The organism is Bacillus thuringiensis (genome assembly GCF_022095615.2).
GTDB classification, from domain to species: domain Bacteria; phylum Bacillota; class Bacilli; order Bacillales; family Bacillaceae_G; genus Bacillus_A; species Bacillus_A cereus_AG.
The window spans coordinates 1,279,760-1,294,528 of the sequence record NZ_CP155559.1 but is presented as its reverse complement, the minus strand read 5'-3'; the positions used below and the strand labels follow the sequence as shown (position 1 = coordinate 1,294,528).

Sequence of the window (14,769 nt, the reverse complement as noted above, 5' to 3'; positions counted from 1 at the left end):
ATCCATCACCCTTCTTATTTATCTTTTTTGCCATTGTGAAGTTCGGTTACGAAGTGCTTTCGTTCCCCATTCATATACAACTCTTACTACAATATTTGTAACAACAATAAGTACACTCATTGCAGCTGCTGGTGCTACATTTCCTGCATCATCCATATTTACAATTGATACGGCAGCTAGTTTAAAATCAGCTGCATATAGGAATACAACTGCCGAGACAGTTACCATTGAATTTACGAAGTAGTACATTACCATTTCTAAAATGGCTGGTAAACACATCGGTACCGTCACTCTAAAGAATGTTTTATAAAACGGAACCCCCATCGACTGTGAAACAAGTTCAAACTCTCGATCTAATTTCTTTAAAGCTGTCGTTGCCGTAACAAATGTTACAGAATAAAAATGAATGATATTGACTAGTACTAGCACAACAATTGTTCCGTATAGAGAATGAAACGGATTCGTTACTGAAAGTCCAAAAATTTGTATGGTTGGTTGACTAAAGAAAAAGACATAGCCTAACCCAAGTACTAAACCTGGTATCGCTAACGGGACGATAGAGAAAAAGTAACCTGCTTTTCGGAAAAATTGCAGCTGATCTATTTTCTCAATCGCATAGGCGAACATAAATGTTAAAACCGCTCCAATAACCGCTGTAATTGCTGAGACAATTACGCTATTTTTAAATGCTTCAAGTCCATCTCCTGTTAAACTGGAAAAATTAAAATGCTCAAATGTAAAGCTCATATTATATGGCCATACTTTCACACTTGCAGCAATACCAACTGCCACAAATAATAGAATAATCATAAGCGTTACTACGCTACAATATACAAATGAAATAACATCTCGTTTCTTATTAGTTATTATTCTATAAGGTACTGATTTGGAAGATAAGAGATTCGCCTGCTTTCTTTGCGTAATGCGATCAACTGCAAATGCAAATATAGCTGGGATTAATAAAATCATTCCGACAGTTGCACCCATCGGCATATTTTGCTGCCCAATTACTTGCTTATATACGTCAGTAGCAAGTACATTATATTGCCCGCCAACAATTTTTGGTGCCCCAAAATCAGTGAAACTAAGTGTAAACACAACGAACATCGCACTAATTAATCCGTACTTTACACTAGGTAAAGTAACAGTGAAAAATTGCTTTGTTTTACTCGCCCCTAACATATTAGAAGCTTCATATAAACGATAATCAGAGCCTTGAAAAGCAATTAATAATATAAGAAATGCTTGCGGAAATGTATACATGACTTCAGCCATTACAATTCCTACTGGTCCATATAAAGGGATTTGTATACCTTCAAACAAACCAAACATTCCTTTCGTTACTAACCCCTGATTACCAAATAAATATGTCAGTGCGATACCGTGCATCATCGTTGGTGCGAATAGTGGTAACAACGCAACATATTGAAATACACGCTTCCCAAACAAATTCGTACGAGCAATCGCATAGGCGTAAGCGAAAGCGAGTGTCACTGCAATAATTGTTGTCGCGCCCGAAATCCATATCGTATTTTGCAATGATTGAACTAACGTTGGTGTTGTGAAATATTTACTGAAATTCGCAACACCAATGAAAGCTCCATCTTTATCGTAAAAAGCTTGTGTAAACAATTGTAATAGGGGTAATACAAGCATGATCAAAAAAGCAAGAAGCATACAAATAATTAATAGTCTTTGTATCCACTCTTCTTTACCAATACGTCTCTTAATCTTTTTTTTCGTACTTTCTACCTTGAAATTTTCTAACATCTCCATCTATACAATGACCTTCTTTCCATATGACAACATATGATTTTCTGAGAAAGAGATTTGAATCGGCTTTCCTTTTCTAATAGCTGTTTTTTCTACTTCTGATGCCAATATATCTACTACAATTTTCTCATTATAAAGATGTGTTTTTTCTTCTACGACTCGCACTTCTGTCCGATATACAGATCCGCGAAATTCCATACTTTCCACAACTGTTTTAATACCATCGTTTTGTACAATTGTTACATGTTCAGGACGAATTGCATGTTCTTCATTATTTTTCGAAAAGAAATTAATAGAACCTATAAAATCTGCCACAAACGGATTGGCTGGTCTTTGATAAATCTCCTCTGGTGTTCCAATCTGCATAATTTCCGCATGATTCATTACAACAATTTTATCAGCCATCGTTAATGCCTCTTCTTGATCATGCGTGACCATAATAGTTGTTACTCCTACTTTTTCTTGCAAATCACGCATTTCTCTACGTAACTTTTCACGTACTTTTGCATCTAAAGCAGATAACGGCTCATCCAGTAACAAAATATCCGGAGACAGAGCGAGCGCACGTGCAAGTGCCACTCGCTGCTGTTGTCCACCAGACATTTGAGCAGGATATTTATCTTTTACATTCAGTAAATCAACTAGTTCTAACGCCTCTAGCGCTTTCTCTTTTACTTCTGCTTTTCCATATTTTTTTGTCTTTAAGCCGTATTCAATATTTTCAAGTGCTGTTAAATTCGGAAATAATGCATACGATTGAAACACCATTCCGAAGTTCCTCTTTCCAGGAGGTAATGCTGTAATATCTTTTCCATTCACAGCTATACTACCTGTTGTTGCCTCTTCTAACCCTGCTAAAATTCGAAGCAATGTCGTTTTCCCACAACCACTTGGGCCTAATAAACATACAAACTCATTTTTTTTCACAGTAAAAGAAATATCTTTTAACGCTGTAAATGCATCAAACTGTTTTTGAATGTGTTGAATTGATAAATATTCGCTCATTTTTTCTCTCTCCCACTCACTTACTTTTTCGGTTCTGCTTTTTGGCCAAACTCTTTTTCCCATTTTTCTAAAATTTTGTCGCGATTTTCTGCTGCCCATTTAAAGTCATTCTTTTTGTATAACTTTTCTGTTACATCTTTCGGGAATCCATCTGGAAGTTTATAATCATTTTTAATTGTCGCAAATCCATTTTTCTCAAAGTATAACTTCATTACATCATCAGTAATTGCCCAATCTAAAAATGCTTGCGCTAATTTTTCATTTTTCGCATTATCTTTTTTAATAAGTGCGTTCGCTTCTACTTCCCATCCTAATCCTTCTTTCGGCAATACAACTTCAACTGGTGCACCTTTTTGTTTCTCTTTCAAAGCACTATAAACCATCGATACGCCAACTGGATATTCACCCGCGCCTGCTAATTTCGCTGGTTTTGATCCTGAGTGAGTATAAGTTGCCATATTATCATGAAGTTTCTTCATGTAATCCCAGCCTTTATCTTCACCCATAATTTGTAACCATGCAGAAACTGTTAAAAATCCTGTTCCAGAAGAAGCTGGATGTGGCATAACAAGCGTTCCTTTATATTCTGGTTTCGTTAAGTCTTCATATGATTCTGGCATCGGTAAATTTTTCTTCTTTAATTCTTCTTTATTTACAGCAATCCCTGTCATAAATGCAGTGTTTCCTACCCATTTTTCTGGTTGCTTATCATCTTTAAATTGCGGAAGAACACGATCTGCTCCTTTTGGAGAGTATCCTTTTAACATATCTTTTTTATCTAAAGCTAATAGACTAGATGCAGCTGTTCCCCATACAACATCTGCTTGTGTATTTTTTCCTTCAGCTAGCAATTTCGCTGTAATAACCCCAGTTGAATCACGAACAATGTTCAGTTTTACATCTGGATACTTCTGTTTAAAAGAATCAAGATAAATTGGTACAAGTTCTTCTTCGATCGCTGTGTAAACTGTCAATGATCCAGATAGTTTATCATCTTTCACTTTTGCCCCAGCGCTTTCTTCTTTCTTTGCCCCACACCCCATTAATAACGAAAATACCATTCCAGTTGCTACAGCTTTAAAGATTGTTTTTTTCACTGTCTCTCTCTCCTTTTACAAATCTTATGTACAATTCAAATATAAACAACTAGTGTAAAAGCAGTATTAAACCAACATTAATCTTTTGTTTGTTGTTTGTTTTTGTGTAATACGTTGCTACTTCTATGTTTTTTCGCATTTTTCTGCCAATAAAGAACGCTAAATTTACAAATAATTAAAAAAACCTTTATAATCCCACAAAAAAATGAGGCGTTTGTAAAAAACGCCTCATTTTTGTTTACCTTTTTTTGAATTACGATTCGCATACTTTGCGCTATTCTCTCCTTCATACTCTAATGCAAATTCTGCATCTGGTAAGCTTTCTTTCGGAGTTTTATTATTGTTGATTGCCGCATTTTGTTTCACTTTTCTTTTTACCAATACATTCACCTGCTCTCAAGGATTCACTTTCTACTCTAGTTTGAAGCAACATACAATAATTATCCCTGGCAAGTGTTAACAAGTACATAAGAACCGCTAGATGGAAATACTACCTATGAAGAAAGCATTATAAAAAGGAGCGATTATTTTGAAGAAGAAAGATAAAATTCAGTCACCAATTTTAGATGAAACGCTCCCGCATCAAATGAATTTCCCATCCTTTAAAGGAACAGGGAAGAAGATGCAACAACCTTTCATAAATCAATATGACGTCGTAATCGGAGACAGTAAATATGATTCCGAGAATAGTCCACTTCACAATTGGAGTGATGAAGTAGATCCTGCCATTATGGCTGGAGAAGAATGGATCCATCCTACAAATGATATTGGGTGGATTTCAGAAGAAAATCAAGAGTTGCTAAAAAAAGAAGTAACTAATAAGAAGGATGCTTTTATGCATCCGCAATTTGGCATTAACGACTAAAAAACCATTCTACCTATGTTAGGTAGAATGGTTTCATACTATCCAATAATAATTCTCTCTTTCGGGTATTTATAGCGAGGTGGCTGTTCTCTTCCACCACTAGCTAGTATAAATGTTAAAATACCGACACGCCCGATAAACATAAGTACAATGAGTACAAGTTTACCAACCGTTGTTAAATCTGGCGTAATACCTGTCGATAGGCCTGTCGTCCCGAAAGCCGAACATACTTCAACAATTAAACTCATAAGCGGTACGTTTTCCGTAATAGATAAAATAAATAGCGCTGTGGCACATAATAAAATCCCCATCGTCATAACGACAGATGCTTTCAGCACGTCCTCTTCATGTAGCTGACGTTTGAAGACTCTAACTGTTCTCCCGCCTCTTGCAAAAGTGTATAGTGATAATATGCTAACAGCAAATGTTGTTGTACGTATTCCGCCCCCAACCGAACTTGGAGATGCTCCTATAAACATTAATATACTCATAAATAAAAGCGTCGGTTGTGACAATTCAAGTATATCCATTGTAGCAAGTCCACCACTTCGCGTCGTCACAGATTGGAATAATGTATAGAAAACTGTTTCATGCCATGACTTTCCTGCTAAAAAATGATTTCGTTCTAGTAAAAAAATCATGATTGTTCCAACGACAACGAGCGCAAAAAATGTTGTTGTCGTCAATTTTGTAAATAACGAAAAACGAAATAATTGCTGTCTCCTTTTACTAAGGAATTGTTTCACTTCCATTAATACAGGGAAACCAATCGCTCCTAAAATAATAAGTAACATATGAATCATTTGAACAATGTAATCTTTTTTATACGGAATTAGCGATTGTCCTGTTAAATCAAATCCGCCGTTCGTAGTTGCACTAACTGCCGCAAAGAAACCATGAAAATAAGCTTCTTGCCAAGTTGGAAAGTAAAGTAAGAATCTTGTACCTAATAATATTGCTCCAATAAGTTCTATCGAAATAATTACAATTAAAATAGAACGCATCAATTCTACAAGGCCTGATAAATTCCCTTGATTATGGTCTGCCATAATAAGTCTTCTTCTCTGCAAACCGATCTTTTTTCCCGTTATAATCCAAACGAATGTACCAAGTGCCATAATTCCTAAGCCGCCTAATTGTAAAATAAGGGCTAACATAATAATTCCTGCCGTAGTAAATGTATCTGAAATCGTAACAACAGACAGTCCCGTAACACTTACCGCACTAACAGATGTAAAGAGGGCATCGATAAATGTCCATTTCACACCAGACTTCGTAACAAACGGGAAACTAAGCAATATCACCGATACAACTACTGCTAATAAATAAAACAAAACAATGAGTTGTACAGGACGTAATTTTTGTAAAAACTTTTTTATATCTCTCATTCCATCACTTCGCTACCTTTTTTCTATCGATTAAATAAAGAAAAATCTTTACTTTCTTTATTTGTAAATAACTGCTCAAATAATTTGGCAAATACCATTCCATACACAGTTCCATTACCTCCATACGGCAATGCGTAAAATAAATTATGTATCTTTTTGTCTTCTTTTAAAATAGGGAGACCATCATGACTACCACCAAATGCTGCCGCCCAATAGTACTCTGCCTGTATATTCTTATACTGCGGGAACATCTCTTTTACAATGTTAATAAGGATATCACGCTTATGCAATAATTTCGTATCACCAATTGTTTGAATTTGCATCGCTTCATCTAATCCGCCCACAACAATACGATTTTGATACGTTCGAAAATATAAGTAAGGCCGTGCTGTTTCCCAAATTAATGATTGTTCATGCCAGCCTTCAAATGAATCTACCTTATTTGTCACAACTGCATATGATGTTTCCACTGTTGTATTTTTTTCTTTCTTTCCGAAAAGTGCTTCATAACCTGTCGCCATAATAATATTCTTTGCTACAATTTGATTTCCTGTTTTCGTATAACAAATTAAATCATTTTGGCATTTTTTTATATGTATGGCCTCTGTATACTCAAGTATAGTAGCTCCCATTTGATTTGCTTTATGCAAAAGGCTATGCGCTAATAAATACGGATTCACCTCGGCATCACCATGCGTATATAACGCTGCTTGTTTTATAAATGAATACTTCTTCTTCATATGTGAATCGGTAAAATATTCAACCGGGAATCCATAATGGCGTAACGTATTATATTCTTCTTGTAAAAATGATACATCCTCATTTCTACTTGCATAATACAAACTACTTCGCGGAATAAACTGGGGATCAATATCGAGAGTCGGTATAACTTGCTCCATTGTTCGTAACGCTTCGTAACAAAGCTTATATGCTCGTACCCCTTTTTTTTCACCAAATGTATGAATAAGTGAAGTTAATGATTTATCATGAAGAAATTGTAGTAAACCTGTATTAGCAGCTGTGCTACCACAGGCGATTGCTCTTTTTTCAATGAGCGTAACACGCATTCCAATTTTCGCTAACGAATACGCTATATGAGCACCTGCTTCTCCGCTTCCGACTACAAGCACATCACATATCATATCATTTTCTAATGATGGATAACAAGGCATAGAAACTCCTGTATTCCAAAACAACTTACCAGTCATAAGTTTCATAATTATACTCCTAAAATATAAATTTCTCCTTTCTATGTTTTGTTATTACCCATAAAAAAATCCAACTAACATACGCTAGTTGGATTTTTATTTTTAATTAGAACGCTCCTCCAGCCAATTTCCAACCGTCGGATATGTTTGTTTTACCGCTGTTCCACCGTAAACGATCGACATATGTCCCGTTGGTAAGCATACATATTGTTTATCTGTGCTAGAAATATGATCTAGCAAAGCTTCTACTTGGCATGGCAAAGCGATATGATCACGTTTCGCAGAAATATTTAAGACATTTGCCTTAATATTTGCAAGGTCTACCTTTTGTCCGCGAATAACGAGTTCACCTTTCACTAATTTATTATTTTGATAAAAATCTCGAATCCATTGTCTATACGATTCACCTGGGAATGGAATACCGTCACCCACCCACTTTTGAACTAATTTCCAGCTTTCGACGAAGCGCTCATTTTCTGAACGATCGAGTAAAGCGACATATGGACCGACAAAGTTTGTGATTGGTTTTAACATCTTATTTCCGAAATCAATCATTTCTGGCGGAATATTTCCGAATGTATCAACCGCTTTATCTAAATTGAAATATTTCTCATCTAATAAAGGACCGTATAATCCTGTTTCAGAGAAATCAAAAGGACTTGTCATAAAGATTAAGTTGCGAATCGGCATGTGCGGATGAAGTGCCGCATAAATAGAAGTTAGCGTTCCACCCATGCAATAACCAAGTAAAGAAATCTCGTCCGATTTCGCAGTTCTCATTACTTTCTTCACTGCTTTTGCAATATAATCGAACACGAAATCATCAAATTTCAAATGACTATCTTCTAAACCAAATGTGCCCCAATCAAGCATATACACATCAAAACCACGATCTACTAAATATTCCACTAAACTATTTCCTGGAGTTAAATCCATAATATACGGTTTATTAATAAGCGCGTATATTAATAGGATTGGAACTCTCTGTGTTTTTTCTTGTTTTGGAATGTAACGATACAGCTTCGTTTTATTCTTCGTCCAAATAACTTCTTTTGGTGTTAAACCAACTTGTGGTTCTGGTTCGCGTAATAAAACTTCGCTCGCTCTTTTCACACGGCGATATGCTTTACGATATTCTTCTGGGTACAACTCCAATTGTTTTTCCCATTCCGTTACGAATGTAGTCATTTTTCTATCTCCTTTTTGGTCGATTTCTTTCTAAAAAAAGAAGTGCATTCCTGCTATGGATATGCACTTTTTTCTTACTTCATTACATGTATAATCCGCCGTTAATGTTTAATTGCTGACCTGTGATATACGCACCGTCACGGCATAGATATACTACACCTTTTGCAATTTCATCAGCTTGACCAAAACGTTTTTTCGGGATTTTCGCAACGATTTTTTGACGCACTTCTTCTGGTACTTCTGCTACCATTTCAGTATCAATAAATCCTGGGCAAATTGCGTTTACAGTTACATTTGTTCTTGCAAGTTCTAACGCTAATGATTTTGTAAATCCTAACATACCCGCTTTTGCTGCTGAGTAATTTGTTTGTCCAAATCCACCAGCTTGGCCAATAATAGAAGAAATACTAATGATTCTTCCTTCTTCTGCTTCCGATATGTATGGAAGTGCTGCGCTTGTCGTATTGAATACACTGCTTAAGTTCACGTCAATTACGCGCTCCCAATCTTCACGATTTAATTTTTTGAATGTACGATCTCTTGTAATACCAGCATTATTAACAAGAATATCAACTTTACCAAAATGATTCACAGCTTCTTCTACAAGTCTGTTTGCATCTTCTACTTTAGAAACATCCGCTTGAACTGCATAAACGTCATGTCCTTCTTTTCCTAATTCATTTACTAAGTTTTCAGCTGCTTCTTTACTGCTGTTATAGTTAATAACAACTTTTGCTCCCTCTTGTGCTAATGCTACTGTAATTGCTTTTCCAATTCCTTTTGCCCCACCTGTTACGATTGCTACTTTGCCATTTAATTGAACCATTTCTTTTCCCCCTTAAATGAATTTGTGAACGATTGTTATGAATCATTTTGGTACTCATATGAATAGAGTCCATATATTAATTATGTTTCGTTGTTTATACATGAAAAAGAGATTCTCCCTTTCCCTTTTTCACGTTATAAACAAACGCTATTATTATTTTTTATTTTCCAGTTTATTCGCAGGCTTTACTTCTTCTTTTGCAGGTACTTGTAGTTTCGCTAGTACTGCATTTTGCTTTTCTAGTAACTCTAAAATTTGATCAACTTTCGTTTCTAGCGTGCGAATATCTTGTTTTACTTTCGTAACATCACGCTTTAATGTAGGAGCTTGTCCTAATGAATCCACTTTCTCTTCTAGAATTTCCTCAATGTTATCAACTTTATTTTCTAAGTTGATAACAAGCGTAGCTACTCTAGCGATATCCTCTCTCGTCGGCACATTCACCTGTTCTAAATAATTTTTTGTCGTATCATTTAATGCTTTTTGATAAAACAAATTCAAATCTAGAACGCTGCCCATCCAAGCAGAATATTCTTCTGTTTTAATTGTTTCATTGAGCGCTTTTCCCCAAAATGTTTCGGTTTGTTCATAAGCATTTTTCCATGCTTGCAATGGATCGAATTTTTGATCAATCACTTCGCCTACACTCCCTTTTTCGTTTTTGAAACAATTCAACCTATTCACTATTTTCTAATATTCTGAATAAAACTTCAAGTCTATATTTTATTTTTCTTTATTTTCCAACAAATGTATTGACATTAAAAACAGATAGGTGTAAATTGCACTTATAAGCAAAAAATTCCATCTAACTGATTCATGAGGTGATGCACAATCATGCTACATAATGAACCAGAACACCCAGAAAGTTTGGAAAAAAACCAAGCGAAACAACCAAACTCCATGCCAAAAAACTTCTTAGTTCCTTTCTTACTTCTCTGTCTAAAAGACTGGAGTCTTCATGGTTACAAACTCATTCAAATGCTAATGGACATCGGCTTTTCTTCTGTTGACCAAGGTAATGTGTATAGAACACTACGCAAATTAGAAAAGGAAAACCTTATTTCTTCTACTTGGGATACAAGCGAAGGCGGGCCAGCGAAACGAATTTATTCTTTAACAGAATATGGAGAGCAATATTTAACAACATGTGCGACTTCTTTTGAACATTATCAAAATATGTTGCGGACGTTCTTTACGTTATACACCAATGCATTCTTTCCATTTTCTACTTCTCCAGAAAAGGATGAAAAGGATTCTTCATCTTCACCTGGTGGTACAGCAGAGTAATCTGCGTTCACAATATGCAAAAAAACATTTGGAGGTCAAACAATGGAAACTAAGCCATACGAATTAGTCGATGCATTTTGGAAAAACTGGTCTCAATCTCTTTCCCTCTTCTCTTCAGCTGGGAAACAATTAGAGCAACTTACTTTAGAAACTTTAAAACAACAACAAGACGCTTTGCATAAATTAACATCAGGAGTAGATGAACTAGAAAAAGAACTACAACAATTCACTGCTCAGTTCAATAACCAATATACAGATTACGTGAAGCAATTAACTGGAAACTCCTTAAATGATCAAATTAACGAGTGGCAAGGGAAATGGAATGAACTTTCTACTCAAATGCATCAACTTACTGTTTCTCCTACGAAAACATCTTTGTCTATTCTTACTCAAACTAGCGGTCAATTTGAAGAAACAACAAAACAATTTATTGAACAACAACAATTACAACGTGACGAGGTTCAAAAACAGCTAAATGTTTTTTTGGGAGAGTTCAAGTCCAAACAACTAGAACTCGCAAAGCAGTTCGAGGAAAACTCAAAAAATTTATTTACTTCCATCAAGTAAGGAAAATGTGGGCGCTAACTGCAGCACAAACAAAACTCTTTCTTCCTCCTACTACATCAAGATGGCTAGCATTTTTCGATATGGAAAAGAAGGAGGCCAAAATGAATCCATTTCAAGAAGCACAAACTGTTCCGGAGCTTCGTTATGATGAGATTCAAGTCGGTGATCAAGCATCCCTTACAAAAACTATTACGGATGAGGACGTTATTAATTTTGCAAAATTAACTGGAGATGTGAATCCTATTCATATTTTAGATTCTTTTGCAAAAACGACAATGTTTAAAGAACGTATTGCTCATGGCATGCTCGTTTCCAGTTTCATTTCGACGATTCTTGGAACGAAACTTCCTGGCAAAAACACGATTTATTTATCTCAAAACGTTTCATTCCGTGCTCCTGTCAAAATTGGTGATACACTTCGCGTTGTGGCAGAAGTCATTAAAAAACGAGACGATAAAAAAATCATTACGTTGCAAACAAACATATATAATCAATCCGGTGATATTGTCGTGGAAGGTACAGCGACAATACTGAAAAAAGAGTAGCAAATTTGCTACTCTTTTTTCTATCCAATAACTTCTAATCACACCGATTACTTCCGCGTATGAGTACGTCGTTTCCACATAAAATAACGTTACCAGTTTAGATAGGTACTTAGCTGAACTGGACTACTTATAAGGATGTGTATCAACATGGTAAAAACAAACAAATTACTAGTTCCAGGTGCAGAACAAGCGCTTGAACAATTTAAATATGAAATCGCACAAGAATTCGGTGTTAGCTTAGGTTCTAATACAGCATCTCGTTCTAACGGTTCAGTTGGCGGTGAAGTAACGAAACGACTTGTTGCTTTAGCTCAACAACAATTACGTGGATAATACTATACCATATGGCTTAGAGGCAGATATTCTCTGCCTCTTTCTATTTTTAACATACATAATCGTGCTTTTTCACATACTAGTAAGAGCAAACTGAAAGGAACGATATGTAACATGAAACGGATTAATATTAGCATGAGTCCTCCCCGTGTTCTTACTTTGTCTTTTATTATGTTATCAATTATCGGTACATGCTTATTAAAGCTACCAATTGCTACAACAACGTCTATTTCATGGCTCGATGCTTTATTTACAACCGTTTCTGCTTGTACGGTTACAGGGCTTGGTGTTGTAGACACAGGAAAAGTATTTACCTTATTTGGCCAATGTGTCATTTTAACGCTTATACAAGTGGGCGGACTTGGCATTATGAGCTTTGCCGTTTTAATTGCGATTATGCTCGGCAGAAAAATTGGTCTTCAAAACCGAATTTTGTTACAACAAGCGTTAAATCAAACAAACATTGGTGGCGTCATTCGTCTTGCCAAAGCATTATTTTTATTCTCTTTTACAGTCGAATGTATCGCTACTTTGATTCTTTCTTTTGAATGGGTACCAAAATACGGGATTGCTAAAGGGATCTATTATAGCTTTTTTCATTCGATCTCTGCTTTTAACAATGCTGGTTTTTCTGTGTGGAGCGATAATTTAATGTCCCATTCTCATAGCATTCTTGTCAATCTCGTTATTTCCTCCCTCATTATTTTAGGTGGGATTGGTTTTACAGTAATCGTAGATATAAAAAGAAAGAAAAATTTTAAAAACCTTACACTACACTCAAAACTTATGCTCTCTTCTACTCTAATCGTCAATATTATTGCGACTATTTTTATTTTTATATTCGAGTTCCACAATTCCCTTTCTATGAGAGGCTTTACCCCATTTGAAGAAGGCATGGCCGCTTATTTCCAGGCGGTTTCAACTCGTACTGCCGGGTTTAATACAATTGATATTTCTGCATTATCAAAGCCTTCCCTACTATTAATGATGCTCCTTATGTTTATTGGCGCTGGTAGTGCTTCAACTGGTGGTGGAATTAAGTTAACAACATTTTTAATCATGTTTTTTGGGGTATTTAAATTTTTACAAGAACAAGATGATATTGTCGTGTTTAAAAAATCTATTAAAGATACTCTCATTGTCAAAGCATTGACCATCACTATTATTTCCATTTCATTTATCTTTTTTGCTATTTTAATTTTAAGTATTACTGAGCGAGTTCCTCTATTGATGAGTGCTTTCGAAGTATTTTCAGCATTTGGGACTGTCGGTCTCAGTATGAATTTCACACCACACTTAACTATGATTGGAAAAGCTATTATCATCTTTATGATGTTTTTTGGGAAAATGGGACCTTTAACATTGGCTTTTTCATTTGCACGTAAAAAGAACCGAAAAATAAAATATCCGAATGAAGATATTTTAACAGGTTGACAACCGTATAAATTATCCATATAATGAGAGTACAATAGCATATCTCCAAAGGGGAGTAGCGTCCAAGAATATTTCTTGGAAACAAAGTCGTCATTACGTAGAACCTAGTTCTTCCGGCTTTGTTGGCATTTTCATTACATATGTCTAGCAAGACCTTTGCCTATTAACGGCAGAGGTCTTTTTTGTATTCATTACCAAATTCTTCCAAAGTTAATAGGTAGGAGTATGGGGAAACTAAATAGTGGGGAAATTCTTCACTTATTTAGTACTTATAGAAATGAGAGGAGAATGTACATGGATGTATCATTATTATTGGAGTATGGTTGGGTATTACTCATCCTAATTGCACTTGAAGGGATTTTAGCGGCTGATAACGCTCTTGTTCTTGCAATTATGGTAAAACATTTACCAGAAGAAAAACGAAAGAAAGCACTATTTTATGGATTAGCGGGGGCATTTGTTTTCCGATTCGGATCGTTATTTATGATCTCGTTCTTAGTCGATGTATGGCAAGTGCAAGCAATTGGTGCCATTTACCTTATGTTTATCGCTGGTAATCACTTATTTAAAACGTATGTTAAAAAGAATACGGATGAAGAAGCAGAAGAAAAAGAAGCAAAGAAAAAACAAGAGAATTTTTGGTGGACTGTATTTAAAGTTGAGGTTGCTGATATCGCCTTCGCGGTTGATTCAATTTTAGCTGCTGTTGCATTAGCAATGACTTTACCAAAAACAGGATTAGGTACAGTTGGTAGTCTTGATACTGGGCAATTCGTTGTTATCTTTGTAGGTGGACTTATCGGATTAATCATTATGCGATTTGCAGCAACTGCTTTCGTACAAATCTTAAAACGTAAACCAGGACTTGAAACTGCAGCATTCTTAATTGTAGGTTGGGTTGGTGTGAAGTTAGCAGTCTATACATTAGCACACCCTGCATTAAATGTAATTCCGCATTCATTCCCAGAATCTACACCATGGAAACTTACATTCTGGATTGTATTAGTTGGAATCGCAGTTGGCGGTTGGTTCTTCTCGAAAGAAGTAGAAGTAAAAGTAGAAAAGAATTTAGACGAAAAAGCGCTGTAATTACAGCGCTTTTTCTTTTTTCCCTTCCTCCTCTCAATGTCCAGAAAAAATTCCATTATACTATCTTTTGTAAACGTTTTCTTAATGCATGTATGTCCTTTTTGTGAAACATTGCACAAACTTATTGAAACTAAGAACAATTCCATGTACTTTATTCATATAAG

General features: G+C 35.6%; 16 protein-coding genes and 1 riboswitch. Of the genes, 7 read left to right on the top strand and 9 right to left on the bottom strand.

All coding sequences use genetic code 11. The features are described from left to right. Positions 1 to 18: 18 nt before the first annotated feature. The 4 genes from KZZ19_RS06650 to KZZ19_RS06635 form a co-directional block, all read right to left on the bottom strand. On the bottom strand, positions 19 to 1,776 hold the full coding sequence (locus KZZ19_RS06650) for a putative 2-aminoethylphosphonate ABC transporter permease subunit (RefSeq protein WP_237979928.1): 1,758 nt from the start codon (positions 1,774 to 1,776) through the stop codon (positions 19 to 21). Continuing rightward, positions 1,777 to 2,778 (bottom strand): putative 2-aminoethylphosphonate ABC transporter ATP-binding protein, encoded by a 1,002-nt coding sequence (locus KZZ19_RS06645; protein ID WP_061678860.1) that lies wholly within the window; start codon positions 2,776 to 2,778, stop codon positions 1,777 to 1,779. 20 nt (positions 2,779 to 2,798) lie between these two features. Next, positions 2,799 to 3,875: a putative 2-aminoethylphosphonate ABC transporter substrate-binding protein gene (locus tag KZZ19_RS06640; RefSeq protein WP_088095647.1), complete on the bottom strand. Its 1,077-nt coding sequence runs from the start codon at positions 3,873 to 3,875 to the stop codon at positions 2,799 to 2,801. Between the two features lie 228 nt (positions 3,876 to 4,103). Continuing rightward, on the bottom strand, positions 4,104 to 4,256 hold the full coding sequence (locus KZZ19_RS06635; protein WP_000240799.1) for a hypothetical protein: 153 nt from the start codon (positions 4,254 to 4,256) through the stop codon (positions 4,104 to 4,106). A 148-nt stretch (positions 4,257 to 4,404) separates the two neighbouring features. Between KZZ19_RS06635 and KZZ19_RS06630 the strand changes: the two genes are divergently transcribed. Next, entirely contained in the window at positions 4,405 to 4,740 is a 336-nt protein-coding gene (locus KZZ19_RS06630) for a DUF3905 domain-containing protein (protein ID WP_061678858.1), read from the top strand. Positions 4,741 to 4,778: 38 nt separating this feature from the next. Here the strand turns inward: KZZ19_RS06630 and KZZ19_RS06625 are convergent, their stop codons facing one another. From KZZ19_RS06625 to phaR, 5 genes are all read right to left on the bottom strand, one after another. Next, on the bottom strand, positions 4,779 to 6,128 hold the full coding sequence (locus KZZ19_RS06625) for a TrkH family potassium uptake protein (RefSeq protein ID WP_237979927.1): 1,350 nt from the start codon (positions 6,126 to 6,128) through the stop codon (positions 4,779 to 4,781). Between the two features lie 23 nt (positions 6,129 to 6,151). Beyond that, positions 6,152 to 7,345, bottom strand: coding sequence for an NAD(P)/FAD-dependent oxidoreductase (locus KZZ19_RS06620; RefSeq protein ID WP_237979926.1), 1,194 nt, complete (start codon positions 7,343 to 7,345; stop codon positions 6,152 to 6,154). Positions 7,346 to 7,438: 93 nt separating this feature from the next. Then, on the bottom strand, positions 7,439 to 8,524 hold the full coding sequence (gene phaC, locus KZZ19_RS06615; protein ID WP_000206842.1) for a class III poly(R)-hydroxyalkanoic acid synthase subunit PhaC: 1,086 nt from the start codon (positions 8,522 to 8,524) through the stop codon (positions 7,439 to 7,441). A gap of 82 nt (positions 8,525 to 8,606) precedes the next feature. Then, positions 8,607 to 9,350, bottom strand: coding sequence for an acetoacetyl-CoA reductase (locus KZZ19_RS06610; protein ID WP_088095642.1), 744 nt, complete (start codon positions 9,348 to 9,350; stop codon positions 8,607 to 8,609). A gap of 153 nt (positions 9,351 to 9,503) precedes the next feature. Further along, positions 9,504 to 9,986, bottom strand: coding sequence for a polyhydroxyalkanoic acid synthase subunit PhaR (phaR, locus tag KZZ19_RS06605; RefSeq protein ID WP_088095641.1), 483 nt, complete (start codon positions 9,984 to 9,986; stop codon positions 9,504 to 9,506). Positions 9,987 to 10,184: 198 nt separating this feature from the next. Between phaR and phaQ the strand changes: the two genes are divergently transcribed. From phaQ to KZZ19_RS06575, 6 genes are all read left to right on the top strand, one after another. Continuing rightward, entirely contained in the window at positions 10,185 to 10,637 is a 453-nt protein-coding gene (gene phaQ / locus KZZ19_RS06600; RefSeq protein ID WP_000903018.1) for a poly-beta-hydroxybutyrate-responsive repressor, read from the top strand. Positions 10,638 to 10,679: 42 nt separating this feature from the next. Then, positions 10,680 to 11,204 (top strand): polyhydroxyalkanoic acid inclusion protein PhaP, encoded by a 525-nt coding sequence (gene phaP, locus KZZ19_RS06595; protein ID WP_088095640.1) that lies wholly within the window; start codon positions 10,680 to 10,682, stop codon positions 11,202 to 11,204. A gap of 101 nt (positions 11,205 to 11,305) precedes the next feature. Next, positions 11,306 to 11,749 carry a MaoC family dehydratase gene (locus tag KZZ19_RS06590; protein ID WP_001067917.1) on the top strand — a complete coding sequence of 148 codons (444 nt, stop codon included), beginning with the start codon at positions 11,306 to 11,308 and terminating at the stop codon, positions 11,747 to 11,749. A gap of 147 nt (positions 11,750 to 11,896) precedes the next feature. Beyond that, complete coding sequence (locus tag KZZ19_RS06585) at positions 11,897 to 12,082, top strand: alpha/beta-type small acid-soluble spore protein (protein WP_000241212.1); 186 nt, start codon at positions 11,897 to 11,899, stop codon at positions 12,080 to 12,082. Between the two features lie 114 nt (positions 12,083 to 12,196). Beyond that, entirely contained in the window at positions 12,197 to 13,516 is a 1,320-nt protein-coding gene (locus tag KZZ19_RS06580; RefSeq protein WP_098343215.1) for a TrkH family potassium uptake protein, read from the top strand. Between the two features lie 38 nt (positions 13,517 to 13,554). After that, positions 13,555 to 13,720, top strand: a riboswitch (yybP-ykoY riboswitch). 90 nt (positions 13,721 to 13,810) lie between these two features. Then, the gene (locus KZZ19_RS06575) at positions 13,811 to 14,605 is read left to right on the top strand and encodes a TerC family protein (RefSeq protein WP_088095638.1); all 795 of its coding nucleotides are present in this window, start codon (positions 13,811 to 13,813) and stop codon (positions 14,603 to 14,605) included. Positions 14,606 to 14,769: the final 164 nt, after the last annotated feature.